Raw genomic sequence first — 17,300 nt, forward strand, 5'->3', positions numbered from 1 at the left:
GGCAGGCGCTTACTTCTTGGGCACGGTGTCGTGGGTGACGCCGGCGCGCAGGAAATCGAAATCGACGCCCTGGTCGGCCTGCGTCACGGTTTGCAGGAACAGCTTGCGATAGCCGCGGTCGGCGGTGGGCCGGGTGATGGGCTGTGCCGCGGCGCGGCGCGCCAGCTCGGCATCGTCCACCAGCAGCGCGATTTCACGCTGCGCCACCGACAAGCGGATGCGGTCGCCATTCTGCACGTAAGCCAGCGGTCCGCCAATGGCGGCCTCGGGCGTGACATGCAGCACGATGGTGCCCGCCGCCGTGCCGCTCATGCGGCCGTCCGAAATGCGGACCATGTCCTTGACGCCCGCGCGCGCCAGCTTTTTCGGGATCGGCATGTAGCCGGCTTCCGGCATGCCGGGCGCGCCGGTCGGGCCGATGCGCTTGAGCACCAGGATGTCGTCCGCCGTCACGTCCAGCGCGTCGTCGTCGATGCGGCGCGCCATGTCTTCGGCGTCTTCGAATACCACCGCCCGGCCTTCGTGCTCCATCAGCTTGGGGTTGGCGGCCGACTGCTTGATGATGGCGCCGCCCGGGGCCAGGTTGCCGCGCAGCACGGCCAGGCCGCCCACCGGATAAATGGGAGCCTCGGCGGTGCGGATCACGTCCTGCGCGAAGGCGGCGGGCGCGTCATCCAGTTCCTGGCCCAGGGTGCGGCCCGATACGGTCATCACGTCCAGGTGCAGGTAAGGCCGCAGTTCGCGCAGCAGCGCCAGCATGCCGCCCGCGTCGTGGAAGTCTTCCATATAGTGCTGGCCCGACGGTTTCAAGTCGACCAGGACGGGGGTTTCGCGGCTGATGCGGTCCAGGCCCGCCAGGTCGATGTCGATGCCCAGGCGGCCCGCGATGGCGGTCAGGTGGACGATGCCGTTGGTAGACCCGCCAATGGACAGCAGCACGCGCAAGGCGTTTTCAATGGACTTGCCGTTGATGATCTGGTCGGGCGTCAGCCGCGACGCCGCCATGGCCACGGCGGTGGCGCCGGTCCGTTCGGCCACGCGCACGCGGTCGGCGGTGACGGCCGGGGCGGATGCGCCGCCCGCCACCATCATGCCCAGGGCTTCGGTGATGCACGCCATGGTGCTGGCGGTGCCCATGACGGAACAGGTGCCCACGCTGGCGACCAGTTGATTGTTGACGTCGGCGATTTCCGGCGCGTCGATCTCGTCGGCGCGATAGCGGCCCCAGTAGCGGCGGCAGTCGGTGCACGCGCCCACGCGTTCACCGCGGTGCGAGCCGGTCAGCATCGATCCGGTGACCAGCTGGATGGCGGGCACGCCGGCCGAGGCGGCGCCCATCAACTGGGCCGGCACGGTCTTGTCGCAGCCGCCGATCAGCACGACGGCATCCATGGGCTGCGCGCGGATCATCTCCTCGGTGTCCATGGACATGAGGTTGCGCAGATACATGCTGGTCGGCTGCGAGAAGCTTTCGTGCACCGAGATGGTCGGGAAGTCCATCGGCAGGCCGCCCGCCAGCATCACGCCGCGCTTGACGGCTTCGATCAGCTGGGGCGCGTTGCCATGACACGGGTTGTAGCTGCTGCCGGTGTTGACGATGCCGATGATCGGCCGGGCCAGCGCGTCGTCGGAGAGACCGGCGCCCTTGATGAACGCCTTGCGCAGGAACAGCGAGAAGCCCTTGTCGCCATAGTTGGTCAGGCCGCGCGCCACGCCCTGGGCGGTTGCGCTGTCGCTGTCGAAAGGTCCTGCTGCGGGCTTGCCGCCTTTGGTCTCGTCCGTCATGTTCAGTCCCGATAATATTATTGATAATCCAGGGGCAAGATCATATCCAGCCTTTGTAGTCGCCGGCAAGCGCTTTGTGCGCGTCCATATATTGATCTGTTTATTAGATCAGTCGATAGAAAAATTCTGATTCTTCTATCAAGTTCGGACTCCTACACTGGCGCTCGTTGACGAGCCGGGCGTCCGTCCATTCCTATACTCATCCCGGCTGGAGAGACCCCATGTCAGACCTGCGTCTGCGGCCGCGCCGTGCCGTCCTGCTTACCCTTTTGGCCGTCTGTGCCGGCGTTTCCGCCCCGGCGATGTCGGCCGACGCCTACCCCGACAAGCCCATCCGCATGATCGTGCCGTATCCGCCCGGAGGCGCGACCGACGTGATCGGCCGCGTGCTGGCGCAGGAGCTGACGAGCGCGCTGGGCCAGTCGGTGATCGTTGAAAACCGCGCGGGCGCTGCCGGCAACATTGGCGCGGACCAGGTCGCCAAGGCGCAGCCCGACGGCTACACCCTGCTGATGGGCGCGCTGACCAGCCATTCCATCAACGCCGCCCTGTACCGCGGCCGCGTCACGTATGACGTGGAAAAGAGCTTCTCCCCGGTGTCCATCGTGGGCACGGTGCCGCTGGTATTCGTGGTGAACCCGTCGGTGCAGGCCAAGACGCTGTCCGAGTTCATCGCGCTGGCCAAGTCCAAGCCGGGCTACATCACCATGGCGTCGGCCGGCAACGGATCGCCCCAGCATCTGGCCGGCGAAATGTTCAAGCGTTCGGCCGGCGTGGACATCCTGCATGTGCCCTATAAGGGCAGCGGCCCCGCCATGACCGACCTGATGGGCGGCCAGGTGCTGAGCATGATCGAAACCGTGCCTGCGGCGCAGGGCAATATCAAGGCAGGCAAGCTGCGTGCGTTGGCGGTGACGTCTCCGGCACGCGTCGAGACGCTGCCGGATGTGCCGACCGCCGCGGAAGCGGGTTTGAAGGACTTTGAAGTCAGTTCGATGTTCGGCATCGTCGCGCCCGCCAATACGCCGGCGCCGGTGATCGACCGCCTGAACGGCGAACTGAAGAAGATCCTGGCCAAGCCGGAAGTGAAGGCGTCGCTGCTGAACCAAGGCGCCATCGCCACCTGGACGACGCCGGCCGATGCCCGCGCCCGCGTGTCGGCGGAAGTGGCGCGTTGGACCAAGGTGATCGACGAAGCCGGGGTGAAAGGAGACTGATCGGCCGGTTTGATCCGTCGGCTTGATCCGTCGGCTTGATCCTCCGGTTGCGCGATTGACGCGACACGCCGAAGATTTCTTCACGAAATCTTCGGCGATTTTGTTTCTGCATTGCAGTGCGGAGCGGACGCAACAAGGTGATCGCGCGCGGGCGTGGCGACGCATTAAAACGACCGGGAACGAGAGAACTTCCGGCCTGTCCGCGATAGGCGCTGCAACAATCCGCAATACTGGGAATATCGCGCCGCAACGGGGTATTGACCCCGTCCAGGCTAGGCCGTAATGTACTTTTCGGTCCGACTAGGGCTGTTCATCCTAAAGGACGCCTTGTTAGCGTGAACCAGCCGTAGGACAGTGGGGGGATACCACGATGACAGAGAATCAGGACGAAAGGTCGATCCTGCATACGCATTTCGGTACGCACAGTCCCTATTGGCGTTTGTCGGCCGATAGCGACGCCTTTGAGCTCGCCGCGGTCAAGGGCGCGGCCAATATCGCGATGGCGCTGCGCCCGGATCAGGCCGACGCCATCCGTTCCCTGACGGGCATCACCTCCAGCCTGCGCATCGACATCACGCTCTACGGCGACGCGCTGCGGCTGCATCTGGTGGGCCGCAAGATCAACCCCAACGAATGGGCCGGCACGGCGTCGGCGCATTCCGACACCGAGGCCGTTGCAAAGGATCTGGTCGAAGGCCTGTCCTTTGCCGAGACCGTGGTGTCCGAAGCCAACTCCGTGATTGTCATCGTCGACCAGAACGGTCGGGTGCAGCGCTTCAACAAGCTCAGCGAGGAATACACGGGCAAGCGCGAGCAGGACATCGTCGGGCGCAGCGTGTTCGAGATGTTCATGACGCGAGAAGAGGCCATGGCCTCGCGCCGTAATATCGCCGAGTTCTACAAACGCGGTCAGTCCTACGAGGCCGAGCGGCTGATCAACACGGTCAAGGGGCCCCGGCTGTTCCTGTTCCGGAACAAGTTCGTCACCAGCGGCAGCGGCGAAAAGCGCGTCTACCTGATCTGCTCGGGCACCGACATCACCGAAGAGCGCCAGGCGCAAGAACGCCTGCGCGTGCTGGCCAACACCGACACCCTGACCAATCTGCCCAACCGCCATTCGATCACCGCGCGGCTCAAGGCGGCGCTGGCGGCGGGCAAGGAAGGGCGGGGCGGCGTGCTGTTCCTGGACCTGGACAACTTCAAGCGCATCAACGACCACTACGGACACGGCTTCGGCGACCGCCTGCTCAAGGCGGTGTCGGTGGCGATCTCGACCTGCCTGTCCGACGGGCAGACGCTGGCGCGGCTGGGCGGCGACGAGTTCATCGTGCTGCAGGAAGAGGCGCAGGCGTGGCAACTGGAAGCCACCGCGGAACGCATCATCGAACGGCTGCGCGAGCCTTTCCGCCAGGGACTGATCGAGGTCTACACCAGTTGCTCGATCGGCATCGCGATGTACCCCGACCACGGCGCCGACCTGGACAGCGTCGTGCGCAGCGCCGACATCGCCATGTACGTGGCCAAGGAAGCGGGGCGCCATACCTACCGCGTCTTCCAGCCCGACATGGACCGACGCAACGCGGACTATGTCTGGCTGGACACGAACCTGCGCAAGGCGTTGGCCGAAAACCACTTGATGCTGTATTACCAGCCCAAGCTTGTCGGCCGCACCGGCGAAGTCGACGGCGTCGAAGCGCTGTTGCGCTGGCGCTCGCCCGAGCGTGGCATGGTCTGCCCCAGCGTCTTCATTCCGTACGCCGAGGAATCCGGCCTGATTTCGCCACTGGGTGTCTGGGTCATGCGCGAGGCCGCTCGCCAGGCGGCCGCCTGGAAGCGCGATGGCCTGAACATCCGGATCGCGATCAACATGTCGGCGCGCCAACTGGACGACAAGGGCGTGGTCAGCGACTTCATGAGCGCCCTTGGCGACGCCGAGCTGGACCCGTGCCTGCTGGACATCGAACTGACGGAAAGCTGCCTGATCGAAGACGAGGGCGCGGCGATCGACCTGATCAAGCAGTTCCGCCAACTAGGGGCACGCGTCCACCTGGACGACTTCGGCACCGGCTATTCGTCGTTGTCGCAATTGGCGCGCATTCCGTTGGACGCGATCAAGCTGGACGCCAGCTTCGTGCGCGGCGTGAACGAGAATCCGGTGTCGCAGGCGCTGGCGCGAGCCATCGTCGCCGTGGCGCGCACGCTGGAACTGAAGGTGATCGCGGAAGGCGTCGAGACGCTGGAAGAAACCTCGTTCCTGGACACGCTGGGCGTGGATGCCAAACAAGGCTATCTGTACGCCAAGCCCATGCCCGCGGCCGAATTCGTCACGTGGCTGGCCCAGCGCCGCCGGCTGCATCTGATCGCCTGATACAGCCGGGGCCCTCGTGCAGCGGATCAGTGCATGGTGGCTTCCTGCACCGAGTCGGGGCTGGCGGCGGTGCGGCGGTTCTGCGCCATCACCAGGCGTTCCATGTAGGCGCGGTCCTTCGGATCTATCGAGAAGGCGGCTTCGACCCAGTCCTCGGTGATGTCCATCAATTCAGAGCGTGACAGGTTCAGCACGCGCTGGCGCGCGCGCAGCATCGCGCGCATGCCGTTGAGCTTGGGGCGCATCACGTCGATGAAGGTGCGCGTGGCGCGGTACGCTTCACCCGGTTCGAACAGCGTGTCCACCAGCCCTTTGCCGTGGAACCATTCGGCGGTATGCGATTCCCCCGTGCTGATCAGCTCTTCGGCCAGCTTCATGCCCGACCGGCGCGCCACAAGCGAGTAGCCGCCCATGCCCGGGAACAGGTTGAACGCCATTTCCGGGAAACCCATGCGGGCATTGTTCTGCGCCAGCACGAAGTGATGGGCCAGCGCGGCCTCGAAGCCGCCGCCCAGCGCCGTGCCCTCGATCATGGCCAGCGAGATCGCGCCGGTGTCGAACCCGCGCGAGGCGGCATGCACGCAGTCCACGCACGCTCGCGCATAGGCTCGCAGGGCCTCGCGCTTGCCCGTCCGGATGGCCTCGGCGAAGAAGTTCAGATCGCCGCCCACGTTGTAGATCTGCGGCACCAGCGAGCCCGTGACCCAGAAGTCGATGGGCAGGCCCGAGTCCTTGGCGGCGCGCGCCAGCGTCATGATTTCATCGATGAGTTCGTGATTGAAGCAAGGCCGCGGCTGCGCACGGAGCATCATCCACATGACACGGCGTCCCTCCTCATAAAACGCTGAAATCTGCTTCATGTTGCCCGCTGCGGTAAAGGGGTGGCAGTCTGGATGAATGAGTTGATTCATTTGCTTTCGTCCAATCGGTCAAGGTGAGTCGGTGTACTGCCGGGTCAGCCTAATACAGACCTTCCGGCTACCGTCTCATGCAAACCTCGTCCGCTTGGCCAGACTTGTCCGTAAGTCGAAAGCGCGAGTGAACCATGCAGAGTTGTTGCGAATTGAGGCGCTGGGTCGGCCGCTCGGCCGAGGCTCGCATCGGTGCAACGGATGAGGATCCTCGCAAATTCGCGAGGATCCGGGCGGTGCGCAAAACGCCGTTGGGACGGCGGAACTCATGCGTTCGGATGACGGGAGCGCGCCAGGCAAGGCCGGCGCGCGCCGCCGCTTTGCGCCGGTTTCAGGCAACCCCGCCGTTGGCGCGCAGGATCTGGCCGTTGACCCAGCCGCTGTCCGGCCCGGTCAGGAACGACACCACGCCCGCGATGTCGTCGGGCTGACCCAGGCGTTCCAGCGGCGGCATCTTGGCGAAGTGTTCGATCAGTTCGGGGCTTTTTCCTTTCAGGAACAGCTCGGTGGCGACGGGGCCTGGCGCCACCGCGTTCACGGTGATCCGGCGGCCACGCAGTTCCTTGGAAAACACGTGGGTGAAGCTCTCGACCGCGGCCTTGCTGGCGATGTAGATCGCATAGCCGGGCAAGTTCAGCGCAATGGTGGTGCTGGACACGTTGACGATGCTGCCGCCGTCGGCCAGCCGCGTGGCCGCTTCGCGCAGCGTGTTGAAGGTGCCGCGCGTATTGATGTCGAAGGCCTGGGCATAGTCCTCGTCGGAGGTGTCGGCCAGCGGCTGCACCTTCAGGACGCCCGCGCTGTTGACCAGCGCGTTGATGCGCCCCAACTCGGATTCCACCTTGTCGAACAGGGCGCGCACGTCGGCGGCTTTGGACACGTCGGCTTGCACCGCCACGGCGCGGCCGCCCGCCTGGCGGATGTCGTTGGCCAGCGCGTCGGCCTCATCCGCACGGGATGCGTAGTTGATGCCCACCGCGTAGCCGTCGCGGGCCAGGCGGCGCACGATGGCGGCGCCGATGCCGCGCGATCCGCCGGTAACCAGGGCGACGCGTTGCGGGGTCGATTGAGAGGCTTGGGATGTCATGTTGGATCTCCGTGAGGGGAAGGGGTGAGACGCATCATGAACTATTCCAAACTGAAGATAATTACCCTATATTCGCTAACATAATTCCATTTGCATTAATAATCGGCGGGTTGGCATGGATCGTTTCCAGGAAATGCAGGTGTTTGTGCGCATCGCCGAACGGCGCAGCTTTTCCCTGGCGGCGGAAGACCTGCAGATTCCCCGCGCGACCGTCACCAACCTGATCAAGCGCATGGAAAAGCGCCTGGGCGCCCGGCTGTTGGAACGCACGACCCGCCAGGTGCGCCTGACCCACGACGGCGAGGCCTATTACCAGCGCTGCGTGCGTCTGCTGGCGGATCTGGAAGAGGCCGACGGCGCGTTCCTGAACACGGCGCCCAAGGGGCTGCTGCGGGTCAACGCCCAGGGCACGCTGGCCAAATATTTCGTGATGCCGGGCCTGCCGGGCTTTCTGGAGCGCTATCCCGACATCGTCCTGCACTTGGGCGAAGACGACCGCCTGGTGGATATGGTGCGCGAGGGCGTCGATTGCGTGCTGCGCGCGGGCGCCTTGCAGGATTCCTCGCTGGTGGGCCGGCAGATCGCGCTGATGCCGCAAGTGACGGTGGCCAGCCCCGCCTATCTGGCGCGCTTCGGCACTCCCGCCAGCCTGGACGCACTGCAGGGGCACCGCGCGGTGGATTACCTGTCCAGCGCAACCGGGCGCAGCATGCCGCTGGACTTCATGGTGGACGGACGCCGCGTGCTGGTGCGTCCCGCGTCGGTGATCAGCGTGACGGGCGCCGAACTCTACACCGGCGCGGCGCTGGCCGGCCTGGGGCTGGCGCAGGTGCCGCGCTATCGGGTCGAGCGGGAACTGGCGGCGGGGCATCTGCGCATCGTGCTGCCCCACACCCCGCCCGCGCCCATGCCGGTGTCGGTGCTGTATCCGCAGAACCGGCAGGTGTCGGCCCGGGTGCGCGTGTTCACGCAGTGGCTGGCCGACGTGTTCGCCACCGCCTTCGATCAGACGATGCCGGTCAGGTAGTACACGGCGATCACCACGAACACCGACATCGTCGATATCAGCGTAATGGCGAAGATGTCTCCATACGATTGCCGATGGGTCAGGCCGGTGACCGCCAGCAGCGTGATCACCGCGCCGTTGTGCGGCAGCGTGTCCATGCCGCCGCTGGCCATGGCGGCGACGCGATGCAGCACGTCCATGGGGATGCCCGCCGCGACCGCGCCGTCGATGAAGGTTTGCGCCATCGCGGCCAGCGCGATGCTCATGCCGCCCGAGGCCGATCCGGTGATGCCCGCCAACGAGGTCACGGCGATGGCTTCGCCCACCAGCGGGTCGGGAATGGTTTTCAGCGCCTCGGCCACCAGCAGGAAGCCCGGCAGCGCGGCGATGACGCCGCCAAAGCCGTATTCGGCCGCCGTGTTCATCGACGCCAGCAGCGCGCCCGATACGGCGCTTTTGCTGCCTTCGGCAAAGTGCGCCTTGATGCCGCGGAACGAGAACAGCAGGATGGTGAAGATGCCGGCGATCAGCGCGCCCATCACCGCCCACAGCGCGACCTGGTCGGCGGCGTTGACGGGCATGGGCTTGGGCAGGCCGGGCAGGTTCACTTCGGCGCCGGCCGGATACCAGCCGGGAATCCAGCGTGTAAGCAGGAAGTTGACCACGCCCACCACCACCAGCGGCAGCAGCGCGATCAGCGGATGATGGTCGCGTTCGGTGGGCGGCGTGGTGGGTTCGTTGCGCAGTTCGGTGCCATAGGTCTCGCCTGCGGCGGCCGCGCGCTTGCGCCGCCATTCCAGGTAGGCGACGCCCGTCGTCAGCGTGAACGCCGCGCCGATCAGGCCCAGCCAGGGCGCGGCCCACGTGGTGGTCTCGAAAAAGGTGGTGGGGATGATGTTCTGGATCTGCGGTGTGCCGGGCAGCGCCGTCATCGTGAACGTGAACGCGCCCAGCGCGATGGCGCCGGGCATCAGCCGCTTCGGGATGCCACCCTGGCGGAACATCTCGGCGGCGAACGGATACACCGCAAACACCACGACAAAGAGCGACACGCCGCCGTAGGTAAGCACCGCGCACACCAGCACGATGGCGACAATGGCGCGTTCGGCGCCGATCATGCGCAGCACCGCCTGCACGATCGCGCGGGAAAAGCCCGACAGTTCGATCAGCTTGCCGAATACGGCGCCCAGCAGGAACACGGGGAAGTAGAGCTTGGCGAAACCCGCCATGCGCTCCATGAAGATGCCTGAGAACACGGGGGCCAGCGCGGAAGGATCCGTCAGCAGCACCGCGCCCATGGCTGCGATGGGTGCGCACAGGATCACGCTGTAGCCCCGATACGCCGCCAGCATCAGAAATGCCAGTGCCGCCACCACGATGAACAATCCGGTCATTCGGTACTCCAGGAATGAAGAGACAAGGGGTGCAGGGGCTACACCTTACCCCATCGAACCGGCGCCTTCGTGACGCGTGTCGGCTCAGGCGTCCAGCAATGCCTGGGCCTGGCGGGCGATGTTCAGGTCGATGGCGGCGTCATCGCCGTCGCCCAGGTACCAGGCGGCGGACAGCCCGCACCACGCCACGATCCATTGCAGCAGACGGCGGCGTTCCAGGCCCGACTCGGCCACGATCAGCTCCAGCCGGCGCTCGAAGCAGCCGGGCACGATGGCCACCGGCGGCACGGGGTCGGCAAGGTCGGGGTTGCAGAAGATGTTGGCGTAGTCGAACGCGCGTTCGCCGTAAAGCCGCTTGGGGTCGATGACCAGCCAGCCGCGTTCGCCGAAGTCCAGCACGTTGTCGTGGTGGACATCGCCATGCAGCACCGCAACGTCGCGGGGGGCATCCAGCAGCGCGCGGGCGTGGCGGGCGCTGTGCGCCAGGATGCCGCCTTGCGATCGGGCCATGGGCCACAGTTCCACGAACCATTCTTCCAGGCTGCGCAACGCGGGCAGCGGTTTGGGGCGCGGGGCGTGCAGGGCCTTCAGCACGCCGCACAGAATGCGCGTGGCCTCGTCGTCGCGGCCGGTGCGGGCGTAAGCGGCCAGCGAGCGCGTGCCGGTGGCGCGTTCCAGCAGAATGGCGTGGTCGTCGTGCGCCAGCACGCGGGCCGCGCCCTGGCCGTCCCACCATGTCATCAGCACGCCGCCTTGCCGTTCGTCTTCTTCGATCGACACCTTCAGCATGGCCGGCGCGCCGTCCTGCGTGACCGGCAGCAAGCGCGCGGCGGGGGTCGCGATGGGCGCGCCGTCGGGCACGAGATTCCAACGGGTCAGGTAGGCGTCGAACATGGGGCCGTGGGGGGAAGGTTGCCGGGCTGTATATAGTAGGGCCTGCCGCCGGGCCACTGGTTCGAGTCCGAAGCCTGGGCCATGTCCGGCGGCCACATCATGGAGGATCAAGAATGACCGAATCGCAACCGGACCAGGCGCATTGGACCGCCGTGGCCGATCAATGGATTGCTTGGGCAGGCACCCCCGGGCATGACGCCTTCTGGGCGTACCGCGAGGGCTTCGCGGCCTATCTGGGTGCGGGCCAGGGCCGCGCCCTGGAAATCGGCTGTGGCGAAGGCCGCATCAGCCGCGAGGTCCGGGCGCTGGGCTATCACGTCACCGCGAGCGATGCGGTGGCCGCGATGGTCGACGCGGCGCGCGCCGCGGATTCCGCCGACCATTACGATGTGGCGCCCGCGCACGCGCTACCCTACGCGGACGGCGAATTCGACCTGGTGATCGCCTACAACGTGCTGATGGACGTGGACGACGTGCCGGCCGCTTTGCGCGAAGCGCGCCGGGTGCTCAAGCCGGGCGGCACGCTGTTCATATCCATCGTCCACCCCTTTCGCGACCGTGGCCGCTTCGCAGGGCCGGAGGCCGACGCGCCGTTCGTGGTGGACGGCACGTACTATGGGCGCGAACACTTCGATGGCAGGGAGACGCGCGACGGCCTGAGCATGCATTTCGCGGGCTGGTCGCTGCCGTTGCAGGACTACATGGCGGCGCTGGAAGCGGCGGGCCTGGCCATCGTATCGCTGCGCGAACCGCAGCCGGACAAGGCGCCAACGGCGCAGTGGCGGCAATGGACCCGGCTGCCGATGTTCTTGTGGATCAAGGCCAGGCCCCTGCCGGTTGGCGGTTGAGGGTTCACGGGGGCGTGGGCCGCCGCGTCACATCGCGGCCATCAGCGCCGCCGCCTTGCGCGCCAGTCTGGCCACGCCGAAGCTCATGGCCAGCTCATGCCCTTCCAGTTCCGCCAGCGGTACCCAGCGGGCGTCGCGCGCGTCGTCGCCCGCGACCGGTTCGCCGGACTGCCAGCGGCATAGGACCGCGATCAGGATGAAGTGGCGGCGCAAGGCGCCGGTTTCGTCGCGGTCGAAGACGTCCACCGCGTCGAACACATGCAGCGGTTCGGCGACCACGCCGGTCTCTTCCAACAATTCACGCACGGTCGCGGCGTCGATGGCTTCGCCGGCATCGATCTTGCCGCCGGGAAATGCCCAGCAATTCTCGTCGGGCGGGTTGGCGCGGCGCACCAGCAGCACGTGGCCGTCGCGAACGACGGCGGCGATGGTGGCGGGAATGGGGCGGGCGATGGGTGGGGTAATGGGAGCGGGCATGCGGCGTTCCGGCGTGGGGATAGCTTGAAAGGGTACGCTTCCTGTCACTTAGCGCAAATCCCCGTGGTGCCGCACGGCTTCCTTGGGCACACTGTAGCCGCGCTTGAGACGAGCGCGTCGGATCAGAATATAGAGGCAGCGCCATGGACACGCCGGACCGGCAGTTACGTTATTTCGTGCGGATCGCGGAACTGAAATCCCTGTCGCGCGCCGCCGAAGACCTGGACCAGACGCAATCCGGCCTGAGCCGGCAACTGGCTGCGCTGGAAGCGCATGTCGGCAAGCCCCTGTTCACGCGGACGGGCCGCGGCGTGGAACTGACCGAGGCGGGCAGCCGCCTGCTGGACGGCATCCAGCCCGCCTACCAGAGCATCGACCGCGTCGTCGACACGGTGCGCCAGCGCGAAGGCGTGACCCACGGCACCGTGCGCCTTGCCACCGTGCACACGCTCAGCTACTACTTCATGGCCGAGGTCGTCGCCCGCTTCGTCAGCAGCCACGAACACGTGAACCTTTCCGTGATGGGCCGCAGCTCGCCGGATGTGGTGGCGCTGGTGGAAAGCGGCAAGGCCGATGTGGGCTTCGTCTATGACGCGGCGGTGGCCTCGGACACGGTGACGTCCACGCCGTTGTTCGACGACGAGATGTGCCTGATCGTGCGCCAGGACGTGCCGCTGGCCGACGCGGTCGATCTGGGCGGCATGCCGTTGCGGCTGGTCGGCTTTCCGCCCCATTACGCGCTGCGCAAGATGATCCACAGCGCGGGCCTGCAGCCCGAATTCATGGCCGAGGCCGAAACCATCGACGCCATGCTCAAGCTGGTGTCCTCGGGCGTGGGCGCCTGTATTCTGCCGTCGCGCATCCCCGATAAGCTGCTGACCGACTACGGCTTGCGCAAGGTGGGCATCCGCAGCCCGGTCCTGCGCCGGCGGGTGGTGGCGATCACCCCGGGCCAGCGCCAGCCGCTGCCGCTGGTCGCCGAGCTGCTGGCCTGCGCGCACCGCATCGCCGCAGCCTAGCGGCCGGCGTCAGCGCCGCTGGCCGAATAGCAGCTATGAGCCTGGCTGCATGGCTATATGGCGCGGTGGTTTCCATACTGTCCTGACCTTGCGCGGCCTCCATCGACGCCGAAAGCAAAGGACATCAAGGGGAACCCATGAATACCGCATTGCGAGAGAAATCGTATTTCGACACCCGTGCCACGCAGGAAATGGCGCGCCATCTGCAGGCCGTGCCCCGCAGCACGCAGGAAACCATGGCCTACGCCTGCCGCATCCTGGCGATGACCGAGCAGGAAGCGGGCCTGGCCGGGCAGATCAGCGTGCGCTCGGATCGGCCGGGCGCCTACTGGACGCTGCGCTTCGGCCTGGGATTCGATGAGGCGACGCCCGCCGACTTCATCGAAGTCGACCGCGACCTGCACACCCTGACGGGCGACGGCATGCCCAACCCGGCCACGCGTTTCCACCTGTGGGTCTACGAAGCGCGGCCCGACGTGCAATCCATCATCCACACGCATTCGCCCTGGGCGTCCGCGCTGGCCGCGGCGCGCCAGCCGCTGGTGATCTCGCAGATGGACATGACGCCGCTGCACGATGATTGCGCGTTCCTGGGTGAATGGCCCGGGGTGCCGATCGCGGATCAGGAAGGCGTGATCATCTCGGAGGCGCTGGGGCGCAAGCGCGCCATCATCCTGGCGCACCATGGTTATCTGACGGCGGCCGGTTCTTGCGAGGAAGCAACGTATCTGTCGGTGTACCTGGAGCGCGCGGCGCGCATGCAGATCCGCGCCCAGGCTTTCGGACCGTTGACGCCAGTGGATGACGCCCTGGCCCGCGAGGCGCACGACTACCTGCTCAAGCCGTCGATCGTGCGCGCCACGTTCAACTACTGGGCCAGGCAGACGCACGGCATCGCGCCGCTGCCGCACCCCCAAGCCTGATTCCGCCGACGATCCGATCAAGACTTTTTCAAGGGGAGTCACGATGATGACGACCAAGCCTGCGGCTGCGCGCTCGCGCCGCGATTATGTGACGGCTGGCCTTGCCAGCATGATGGGCACCACGATCGAGTGGTATGACTTCTTCCTGTACGGCACGGCTGCCGCATTGATTTTCAACAAGATCTTCTTTCCCGCTTTCGACCCGTTGACGGGCACGCTGGCGGCCTTTGCCACGTATTCGGTGGGCTTTTTCGCGCGGCCGCTGGGCGGCGTGATCTTTGGCCATTACGGAGACAAGATCGGCCGCAAGTCCATGCTGCTGATCACGTTGCTGCTGATGGGCGTGCCCACCATCCTGATCGGGCTGATCCCTTCGTATGAGCAGATCGGCTATTGGGCCGCCGTGCTGCTGGTGCTGATGCGTTTCCTGCAAGGCATCGCGGTGGGCGGCGAATGGGGCGGTGCGGTGCTGATGGCGGTGGAGCATGCGCCCGAGGGCAAGAAGGGATTTTTCGGCAGCCTGCCGCAAGCCGGCGTGGCGCCCGGCCTGATCTTGTCGTCGCTGGCGATGGGCGCGGTGGCCGCGCTGCCGGAAGAGGACATGCTGGCCTGGGGGTGGCGCCTGCCATTCCTGGCCAGTGTGGTGCTGCTGCTGGTGGGATGGTTCATCCGCGTGAAAGTGGCCGAGTCGCCCGATTTCGAGCAGATGCGTGAAAAGGGCGCCAAGGTCGAGGTGCCGGTGGCCGAAGTGCTGAAGCACCATCGCCGTGCGCTGCTGGTGGTGGTGGGCGCGCGGTTGGCCGAAGTGACGTGGTTCTACACCGTCGTGACGTTTTCGCTGGCCTACGCCACGGGCACGTTGGGCATCCCGCGTTCGGTCATGCTGGACGCCACGATCTGGGGAGCGGCGCTTGCGTTGTTCACGATGCCGCTGTTCGGCGTGCTGGGCGACAAGATCGGCCACAAGTGGGTGTTCATGGCGGGCACGGTGGGCATCCTGATCTGCGCGCCGTTGTTTTTCAACTTGCTGGGATCGGGTGACAAAGGCGGGATCATCGTGGCGGTTTGCCTGGCGGTGGGGCTGGTGTACGCCTGCCTGTACGGGCCCGAAGGCACGCTGTTCTCCAGCCAGTTCCCGGCGCACGTGCGGTACACCGGTATTTCGCTGGCGGTGCAGGTGTCCGGCGCCATCGGGGGCGGCCTGGCGCCCATCGTGGCGACGTGGCTGCTGGCCAAGGGCGGCGGCGATCCCAAGTACGTGGTCTGGTACCTGAGCGCCTTGGGCGTGGTCGCCTTTATCAGCGCCTGGCGCATGCAGGGCGAGGCCGCCGCGCATCCCGCGCTGCGCGTGCCTTCGACGGCAAGGACCTGAGAACGCCATGAAGACGATCGACTATTACTTCTGGATGAACTCCGACTGGGCCTATCTGGGCGCCGACCGGCTTGAAGCGCTGGCCGCCCGGCAGCAGGCGGTGATCCGATACCTGCCCGTGGACCTGCCTGATGTCTATTCGCGCACGGGCGGCGTGCTGCTGGGGCAGCGCTCGCCCGAACGGCAGGCCTACCGCGTGGCGGAGCTGGCGCGCTGGTGCCGCAAGCTGGGCATTCACGTGAACCCGCAGCCGGCGCACATGTGTCCGGATGCGGGGCTGGCCTCGCGCATCGTCATCGCGGCGGACCTTGCCGGCACGCCGGTGCCGGCGCTGTACAAGGCGATCCTGAAAGCGCAGTGGGTGGACGAACAGGACATCTCCGACCCCGCCGTCTTGCGTGGCGTGCTGGAACGGCTGGGTCTGCCGGCCGACCGCTTGCTGACGGCCGCGCAGGCCCCCGCCATCGACGCCGCGTATCGCCGCAACACGGACGACGCGGTCAAGGCCGGCGTCTTCGGATCGCCGTCCTACGTGTTCCGGGGCGAGGTTTTCTGGGGGCAGGACCGGCTGGACATGCTGGAGGAAACCCTCGCCCCGTCGCCCCTTACTTCTTCACCAGCGGGCAGGTCGACTTCGACAGGGGCATGAACGCCTGGTCGCCCGGCAGCGTCGCCACCAGCTTGTAGTAGTCCCACGGCCGTTTGGATTCAGACGGCTGCTTGACTTCAAACAAGTACATGTCGTGCACCATGCGGCCATCTTCGCGGATGCGGCCGTTGGTGGCGAAGAAGTCGTTGATGGGCAGGGACTTCATCTGCTTCATCACGGCGATGGGCTCGTCGGTGCCGGCCGCCTGCACCGCCTTCAGGTAGTGCATCACCGACGAATACGTGCCCGCCTGACTCATGTTGGGCATCTTCTTCAGCTTGTCGTAGTAGCGCTGCGACCAGGCGCGGGTCTGGTCGTTCATGTCCCAATAGAAGGCTTCGGTCAGGGTCAGGCCGGCGGCGGCTTCCAGGCCGATGGCGTGGATGTCGTTGATGTACAAGAGCAATCCCGCCATTTTCTGGCCGCCCTTGGTCAGGCCGAATTCACTGGCCGCCTTGATGGCGTTCACCGTGTCGCCGCCCGCGTTCGCCAGCCCGATGACCTGGGCCTTGCTGGACTGCGCCTGCAACAGGTAGGACGCGAAATCGCTGGACCCGAGCGGATGGCGCGAGGCGCCCAGCACCGTGCCGCCGTTGGCCTTGACGACTTCGGTGGCGGAAGCCTGCAGGGTGTGCCCGAAAGCGTAGTCCGCCGTCAGGAAGTACCAGGTCTTGCCGCCTTTTTCGACGGTGGCGCGCGCGGTGGTGTTGGCCAGCGACCAGGTGTCGTAGGTGTAGTGGACGGAATAGGGCGAACACAGGTCGTTGGTGATGCGTTCCGTGCCGGGGCCGCTGAAGACGACGATTCTCTTCTTCTCGCGGGCCACTTCCAGCACGGCCAGCGCGGGCGCCGACCCTGCCACGTCCATGACGGCATCCACCTTTTGGGTGTCGTACCATTCGCGCGCCTTGGCGGCGGCGATGTCGGCTTTGTTCTGGTGGTCCACCACCATCAGATCGATCTTCTTGCCCAGCACCGTGCCGCCGAAGTCGGCGATGGCCATTTCGGCGGCCGTGGCGCTGCCCTTGCCGGTCACGTCGGCGTAGACGCCGCTCATGTCCAGGATCAGGCCCAGCCGGACGATGTCGTCAGAGATGGCGGCAGGTTGGGCGGCTGCCGGGGCCGTCATGGCCGCGGCAATGCCGGCCGCCAGGGCGGTGGTGGTGAACAAGCGGGTAAGCGTGCTGCGGCAATGCAATGAAATCCGGGGCGTGTTGGCGTAAGCCATGGTTGTCTCCTCTTGTGCCGGATCTGTCTGGAACCTGCTGGCGCTTGATGGCGTGATGCCGCGCTCTATTTGGGTCTGGCCGCGAAACGGGGGCGTGGTGGCGGGATGGGCTCCTTGGGGGG

Annotated in this window: 15 protein-coding genes; 8 read left to right on the forward strand and 7 right to left on the reverse strand. The window is 66.3% G+C overall.

Annotated elements, in window-relative coordinates; translation table 11 throughout:
- Positions 1-9: 9 nt before the first annotated feature.
- On the reverse strand, positions 10-1,785 hold the full coding sequence (locus CQ050_RS28730) for an IlvD/Edd family dehydratase (RefSeq protein ID WP_199196957.1): 1,776 nt from the start codon (positions 1,783-1,785) through the stop codon (positions 10-12).
- A gap of 221 nt (positions 1,786-2,006) precedes the next feature.
- On the opposite strand from CQ050_RS28730, the gene CQ050_RS28735 reads away from it, so the two are divergent.
- Both CQ050_RS28735 and pdeR read left to right on the forward strand, forming a co-directional pair.
- Positions 2,007-3,002: a tripartite tricarboxylate transporter substrate binding protein gene (locus CQ050_RS28735; protein ID WP_105560237.1), complete on the forward strand. Its 996-nt coding sequence runs from the start codon at positions 2,007-2,009 to the stop codon at positions 3,000-3,002.
- A 370-nt stretch (positions 3,003-3,372) separates the two neighbouring features.
- Entirely contained in the window at positions 3,373-5,370 is a 1,998-nt protein-coding gene (gene pdeR / locus CQ050_RS28740; RefSeq protein ID WP_105560238.1) for a cyclic di-GMP phosphodiesterase, read from the forward strand.
- Between the two features lie 26 nt (positions 5,371-5,396).
- Here pdeR and CQ050_RS28745 read toward each other — a convergent pair whose 3' ends face one another.
- Together CQ050_RS28745 and CQ050_RS28750 are read right to left on the reverse strand one after the other, a co-directional pair.
- Positions 5,397-6,281, reverse strand: coding sequence for a crotonase/enoyl-CoA hydratase family protein (locus CQ050_RS28745; RefSeq protein WP_105560239.1), 885 nt, complete (start codon positions 6,279-6,281; stop codon positions 5,397-5,399).
- Positions 6,282-6,612: 331 nt separating this feature from the next.
- Entirely contained in the window at positions 6,613-7,368 is a 756-nt protein-coding gene (locus tag CQ050_RS28750; protein ID WP_105560240.1) for an SDR family oxidoreductase, read from the reverse strand.
- 115 nt (positions 7,369-7,483) lie between these two features.
- On the opposite strand from CQ050_RS28750, the gene CQ050_RS28755 reads away from it, so the two are divergent.
- Positions 7,484-8,395, forward strand: a complete 912-nt coding sequence (locus CQ050_RS28755; RefSeq protein ID WP_105560241.1) for a LysR family transcriptional regulator — start codon at positions 7,484-7,486, stop codon at positions 8,393-8,395.
- On the opposite strand, the gene CQ050_RS28760 is transcribed toward CQ050_RS28755, so the two are convergent.
- Positions 8,374-9,768, reverse strand: coding sequence for a GntP family permease (locus CQ050_RS28760; RefSeq protein ID WP_105560242.1), 1,395 nt, complete (start codon positions 9,766-9,768; stop codon positions 8,374-8,376). The genes CQ050_RS28755 and CQ050_RS28760 overlap by 22 nt on opposite strands.
- Positions 9,769-9,852: 84 nt before the next feature.
- Positions 9,853-10,662 (reverse strand): aminoglycoside phosphotransferase family protein, encoded by an 810-nt coding sequence (locus tag CQ050_RS28765; RefSeq protein WP_105560243.1) that lies wholly within the window; start codon positions 10,660-10,662, stop codon positions 9,853-9,855.
- Between the two features lie 113 nt (positions 10,663-10,775).
- Between CQ050_RS28765 and CQ050_RS28770 the strand changes: the two genes are divergently transcribed.
- Entirely contained in the window at positions 10,776-11,510 is a 735-nt protein-coding gene (locus CQ050_RS28770) for a class I SAM-dependent methyltransferase (RefSeq protein WP_105560244.1), read from the forward strand.
- A gap of 27 nt (positions 11,511-11,537) precedes the next feature.
- Here CQ050_RS28770 and CQ050_RS28775 read toward each other — a convergent pair whose 3' ends face one another.
- A complete protein-coding gene (locus tag CQ050_RS28775; RefSeq protein ID WP_105560245.1) occupies positions 11,538-11,987 on the reverse strand; it encodes an NUDIX hydrolase in 450 nt (149 codons plus the stop codon).
- Between the two features lie 143 nt (positions 11,988-12,130).
- Between CQ050_RS28775 and CQ050_RS28780 the strand changes: the two genes are divergently transcribed.
- From CQ050_RS28780 to CQ050_RS28795, 4 genes are all read left to right on the forward strand, one after another.
- Positions 12,131-13,006 carry a LysR family transcriptional regulator gene (locus tag CQ050_RS28780; RefSeq protein WP_105560246.1) on the forward strand — a complete coding sequence of 292 codons (876 nt, stop codon included), beginning with the start codon at positions 12,131-12,133 and terminating at the stop codon, positions 13,004-13,006.
- Positions 13,007-13,143: 137 nt separating this feature from the next.
- Positions 13,144-13,929, forward strand: coding sequence for an aldolase (locus CQ050_RS28785; RefSeq protein WP_105560247.1), 786 nt, complete (start codon positions 13,144-13,146; stop codon positions 13,927-13,929).
- A gap of 43 nt (positions 13,930-13,972) precedes the next feature.
- Positions 13,973-15,301, forward strand: coding sequence for an MFS transporter (locus CQ050_RS28790; RefSeq protein ID WP_105560248.1), 1,329 nt, complete (start codon positions 13,973-13,975; stop codon positions 15,299-15,301).
- 7 nt (positions 15,302-15,308) lie between these two features.
- Positions 15,309-15,950, forward strand: a complete 642-nt coding sequence (locus tag CQ050_RS28795; RefSeq protein ID WP_105560249.1) for a 2-hydroxychromene-2-carboxylate isomerase — start codon at positions 15,309-15,311, stop codon at positions 15,948-15,950.
- Here CQ050_RS28795 and CQ050_RS28800 read toward each other — a convergent pair.
- The gene (locus CQ050_RS28800; protein WP_105560250.1) at positions 15,907-17,178 is read right to left on the reverse strand and encodes an ABC transporter substrate-binding protein; all 1,272 of its coding nucleotides are present in this window, start codon (positions 17,176-17,178) and stop codon (positions 15,907-15,909) included. The two genes, CQ050_RS28795 and CQ050_RS28800, sit on opposite strands and share 44 nt — an antisense overlap.
- Positions 17,179-17,300 lie beyond the last annotated feature (122 nt).

The sequence above is a fragment of the Achromobacter sp. MYb9 genome (genome assembly GCF_002975275.1).
Lineage (GTDB): Bacteria > Pseudomonadota > Gammaproteobacteria > Burkholderiales > Burkholderiaceae_B > Achromobacter.

What these genes read in the sequence shown, in the direction of transcription:
- CQ050_RS28730 (WP_199196957.1), bottom strand. Translation starts at nt 1,785, where the DNA reads ATGACGGACGAGACCAAAGGCGGCAAGCCCGCAGCAGGACCTTTCGAC.
- CQ050_RS28735 (WP_105560237.1), top strand. Translation starts at nt 2,007, where the DNA reads ATGTCAGACCTGCGTCTGCGGCCGCGCCGTGCCGTCCTGCTTACCCTT.
- pdeR (WP_105560238.1), top strand. Translation starts at nt 3,373, where the DNA reads ATGACAGAGAATCAGGACGAAAGGTCGATCCTGCATACGCATTTCGGT.
- CQ050_RS28745 (WP_105560239.1), bottom strand. Translation starts at nt 6,281, where the DNA reads ATGAATCAACTCATTCATCCAGACTGCCACCCCTTTACCGCAGCGGGC.
- CQ050_RS28750 (WP_105560240.1), bottom strand. Translation starts at nt 7,368, where the DNA reads ATGACATCCCAAGCCTCTCAATCGACCCCGCAACGCGTCGCCCTGGTT.
- CQ050_RS28755 (WP_105560241.1), top strand. Translation starts at nt 7,484, where the DNA reads ATGGATCGTTTCCAGGAAATGCAGGTGTTTGTGCGCATCGCCGAACGG.
- CQ050_RS28760 (WP_105560242.1), bottom strand. Translation starts at nt 9,768, where the DNA reads ATGACCGGATTGTTCATCGTGGTGGCGGCACTGGCATTTCTGATGCTG.
- CQ050_RS28765 (WP_105560243.1), bottom strand. Translation starts at nt 10,662, where the DNA reads ATGTTCGACGCCTACCTGACCCGTTGGAATCTCGTGCCCGACGGCGCG.
- CQ050_RS28770 (WP_105560244.1), top strand. Translation starts at nt 10,776, where the DNA reads ATGACCGAATCGCAACCGGACCAGGCGCATTGGACCGCCGTGGCCGAT.
- CQ050_RS28775 (WP_105560245.1), bottom strand. Translation starts at nt 11,987, where the DNA reads ATGCCCGCTCCCATTACCCCACCCATCGCCCGCCCCATTCCCGCCACC.
- CQ050_RS28780 (WP_105560246.1), top strand. Translation starts at nt 12,131, where the DNA reads ATGGACACGCCGGACCGGCAGTTACGTTATTTCGTGCGGATCGCGGAA.
- CQ050_RS28785 (WP_105560247.1), top strand. Translation starts at nt 13,144, where the DNA reads ATGAATACCGCATTGCGAGAGAAATCGTATTTCGACACCCGTGCCACG.
- CQ050_RS28790 (WP_105560248.1), top strand. Translation starts at nt 13,973, where the DNA reads ATGATGACGACCAAGCCTGCGGCTGCGCGCTCGCGCCGCGATTATGTG.
- CQ050_RS28795 (WP_105560249.1), top strand. Translation starts at nt 15,309, where the DNA reads ATGAAGACGATCGACTATTACTTCTGGATGAACTCCGACTGGGCCTAT.
- CQ050_RS28800 (WP_105560250.1), bottom strand. Translation starts at nt 17,178, where the DNA reads ATGGCTTACGCCAACACGCCCCGGATTTCATTGCATTGCCGCAGCACG.